The organism is Verminephrobacter aporrectodeae subsp. tuberculatae At4 (assembly GCF_000193225.1).
GTDB lineage: Bacteria > Pseudomonadota > Gammaproteobacteria > Burkholderiales > Burkholderiaceae_C > Acidovorax > Acidovorax aporrectodeae.
In genome coordinates this window covers 1-3,750 of record NZ_AFAL01000137.1, presented here as the reverse complement: position 1 = coordinate 3,750, position 3,750 = coordinate 1, and the positions used below count along the sequence as shown (strand labels likewise).

The window sequence follows — 3,750 nt, the reverse complement described above, 5'->3', positions numbered from 1 at the left end:
GGCCAGTCGCCGGCGTTCGAGAGGAAGGAAAACGCCGCCCCCGTGTTGTGCACCCGCACGATGTTGAAGAACTGGGTGACGGTCTGCGCGTCGCCCAGCTGGTAGTAGCCGACGATGAACGCCTTGCTGATCTGGTCGGCGAGCAGGACGAGCAGCGCCCAGACCAACCAGGGCCGCATGCGCGCGCCGGGGCGCCCGACCAAGGCTGCGCGCACCATCAGGCGTGCGTCCGGCTCTCGCCGGCGCCGTAGAGGTTGCTCGTGCAGCGTGCGCACAGGCCGGGGTGCGCGCTGTCGTGGCCCACGTCGCTGCGGTAGTGCCAGCAGCGTTCGCATTTCGTGTCGGCGCTGGCGCGCACGTCGATCTGCAAGCTGCTGCCCGCGACCAGTTCCACCGCCGAGGTGATGAAAACGAAGCGCAGGTCCGCGCCCAGGCTGGCGAGCAGCGCGTGGTCCTCGGGCGCCGCGGTGAGCCGGAGCAGAGTTTGCAGCGACGAGCCCACCAGGCCCTGCACGCGCAGCGCCTCGATCTCCTTGTTCACCGCGTTGCGGATCGAGCGGATGCGCGCCCACTTGGCGAGCAGCCCCTCGTCCGCGGCGGCGATGGTGCCGTAGGTTTCCAGGAAGATGGACGCGGAGCCGCCGCCGAACAGCTTCCAGGCCTCTTCGGCCGTGAACGACAGGAACGGCGCCATCCAGCGCAGCATGGCGTGCGTGATCTGGTGCAGCGCGGTCTGCGCGCTGCGGCGCGCCAGGCTCTTGGGCGCCGTGGTGTACAGGCGGTCCTTGAGCACGTCCAGGTAGAAGCCGCCCAGGTCTTCCGAGCAGTAGCGTTGCAGCCCGGAGACCACGGGGTGGAATTCGTAGACCTTGTAGTGCGCCAGCACCTGGGCCTGGAACTGCGCCGCGTGCGTGAGCGCGTAGCGGTCGATCTCCAGCATCTGCGCGAACGCAACGGCGTCGTGCGCGGGGTCGAAGTCGCTCACGTTGGCGAGCAGAAAGCGCAGCGTGTTGCGGATGCGGCGGTACGCATCGACCACGCGCGCGAGGATTTTTTCGTCGCCCGCAATGTCGCCCGAGTAGTCGCTCGAGGCCACCCACAGGCGGATGATTTCCGCGCCCAGCTTTTGCGTGACCTCCTGCGGGTCGATTCCGTTGCCCAGCGACTTGCTCATCTTGCGCCCCTGGCTGTCTACGGTGAACCCGTGCGTGAGCAGGCCGCGGTAGGGCGCGCGGCCCTCGATGGCGTTGGCCAGCAGCAGCGAGCTGTGAAACCAGCCGCGGTGCTGGTCGTGGCCCTCGAGGTACAGGTCGGCCTCGGGACCGCTGTCGTGGTGTCCCTCGGCGTGCGTGCCGCGCAGCACGTGGCTGAAGGTGGAGCCCGAGTCGAACCACACCTCCAGGATGTCGCTGCTCTTGCCGTAGTGCGCGGCGTCCTCGGCGCCCAGGATGTCCTCGGCGCTCATGCGGCTCCAGGCCTCGATTCCGCCCTGCTCGACGATGGCCGCCGCCTGGTCCAGGATTTCCATGGTGCGCGGGTGCAGTTCGCCCGAGTCCTTGTGCAGGAAGAACGGGATCGGCACGCCCCAGCTGCGCTGGCGCGAGATGCACCAGTCGGGCCGGTGGGCGATCATGTCGTGCAGGCGGGCCTTACCGTTCTCGGGGTAGAAGCGGGTGCGCTCGATGGCTTCGAGCGCGCTCTGGCGCAGCGTTGCGGGCGCCTTGTCCCGGGTGAACACGCCCTCGCCCTCGTCCATGCGCACGAACCACTGCGCCGCCGCGCGGTAGATCACGGGCGTCTTGTGGCGCCAGCAATGGGGGTAGCTGTGCCGCAGGTCCTGCGTGGCCAGCAGGCGGTCGGCGCTGCGCAGCGCCTTGATGATCGCGGGCACGGCCGGCCAGATGAGCCGGCCGCCAAACAGCGGGAAGTCCACCGCGTAGTAGCCGTCGCCCTGCACGGGGTTCAGAACGTCGTCCAGCGCCAGGCCGTGCGCGCGGCAGGAGTTGAAGTCGTCCAGGCCGTAAGCGGGCGCGGAATGCACGATGCCGGTGCCGTCCTCGGCCGTGGCGTAGTCGGCCAGGTACACGGGCGACAGGCGGCGGTAGCCCGCGTCCACGTCGTACAGCGGATGCTCGAAGGCGATGGCGTCCAGGTTCTTGCCCGGCGTGGTGGCGATCACCCGGCCGCTCAGGCCGTAGCGCGCCAGGCACGCGGTCACCAGCGGTTCGGCCACGAGCAGGATGCGCGCGCCCACGTCGACCAGCGCGTAGTCGATCGCGGGGTTGAGGTTCAGCGCCTGGTTCGCGGGAATGGTCCAGGCGGTGGTGGTCCAAATGACGGCAAATACGTCCCTGTCCAGCGCCGGCAGGCCGAACGCCGCCGCCAGCCGGGCGCGCTCGTGCGCCTTGAAGGCCACGTCCAGCGCGACGCTGAGCTTGTCGGCGTACTCGATCTCGAACTCGGCCAGCGAGCTGCCGCAGTCAAAGCACCAGTACACGGGCTTGAGGCCCCGGTACACGAAGCCGCGCTCGATCACGCGCTTGAACGCACGGATCACGCCCGCCTCGTTCGCGAAGTCCATGGTCTTGTAGGGCCTGTCCCATTCGCCGAGAACGCCCAGGCGCTGGAAGTCGGCCATCTGCTGCGCGATCTGCCCGGTGGCGTACGCGCGGCTCCTGGCCTGCATGGTGTCGCGCGAGAGCTTTCGACCATGCTTCTTTTCGATCATGTTCTCGATCGGCAGGCCGTGGCAGTCCCAGCCGGGCACGTAGAACGCGTCGAAGCCCTCGAGCTGGCGCGCCTTGGTGATCATGTCCTTGAGGATCTTGTTCACCGCGTGGCCCATGTGGATTTGGCCGTTGGCGTAGGGCGGGCCGTCGTGCAGGATGAACTTGGGCGCGCCGCGGCGCGCCTCGCGCAGGAGCTGGTAGAGCCCCTGTTCCTGCCACTGACTGACCCAGAGCGGCTCGCGCTTGGGCAGATCGCCGCGCATGGGGAAGGGGGTGTCGGGCAGGTTCAGCGTGCTGCGGTAGTCCGTGGCAGCGGGGGCGGGGCGGGCGGTATCAGACATCGGGGGGCCTTGAAGACTGGGCGCTGCGGGGTGGGTCCGCAGCATGATGGGGAGCGCGCAAGGCGATGGTCGCCGCCGCGTGCGCCGGGTGGGCGCTGCGCTCTCAAATTCGGTCGCGTGTGGTCTGGCGCAGGGTTCCGGCGTGCACCGTGGCAAAGTAGGCGCGTGCGTCGGCGCAGTCCTTGGCGATTCCCGCAGTCAGGGCGTCGAGACCGGCGTACTTCAGCTCATCGTGCAATTTGTGCAGCAGTTCCACGCGCACGATCTTACCGTAAGCCCCTTCGGGGCCCAGGTCGGCGGGCCATTGCAGGCAGTGCGTCTCCAGCAGCACGCGGCCGCCGTTCACGTCGTCGGGGTCGAGCGAGGGGCGCACGCCCAGGTTCGCCACGCCCGGCAGCGGCGCCGCGCCGAGCCCGTGCACCAGCACGGCGAAGATGCCGCTGGCGGCGGGCTTCCAGTGCGCAAAGCGCAGGTTCAGGGTGCGAAAGCCGGCGCCCGAACCGGTCGCGCCCAGCGTGCGCCCGAGCTTGCGGCCATGCACCACGTGGCCGGAGACGGCGTACGGGCGCCCGAGCAGGCGCGCCGCCGCCGCCATGTCGCCCCGGGCCAGCGCCTGGCGCACGGCGGAGCTCGATACGCGCAGGCCATGCACCTCGTAGCGGTTCATGCGCGCCACGTCG

The 3,750-nt window shown here is 69.4% G+C and carries 3 protein-coding genes; all 3 read right to left on the bottom strand.

What is annotated here, in order from left to right:
* The coding region (locus VTU_RS0105080) for a signal peptidase II (RefSeq protein ID WP_010101468.1) at positions 1 to 218 on the bottom strand (218 nt) is incomplete at its 3' end.
* Positions 218 to 3,070: an isoleucine--tRNA ligase gene (gene ileS, locus VTU_RS0105075; RefSeq protein ID WP_010101467.1), complete on the bottom strand. Its 2,853-nt coding sequence runs from the start codon at positions 3,068 to 3,070 to the stop codon at positions 218 to 220. The genes ileS and VTU_RS0105080, both read right to left, overlap by 1 nt.
* Positions 3,071 to 3,173: 103 nt before the next feature.
* A partial coding sequence (locus tag VTU_RS0105070) for a riboflavin kinase (protein WP_010101466.1) occupies positions 3,174 to 3,750 on the bottom strand: 577 nt, incomplete at its 5' end.

Excerpts from the sequence above, each read along its gene's own strand:
- ileS (WP_010101467.1), bottom strand. The coding sequence starts at position 3,070 with ATGTCTGATACCGCCCGCCCCGCCCCCGCTGCCACGGACTACCGCAGC.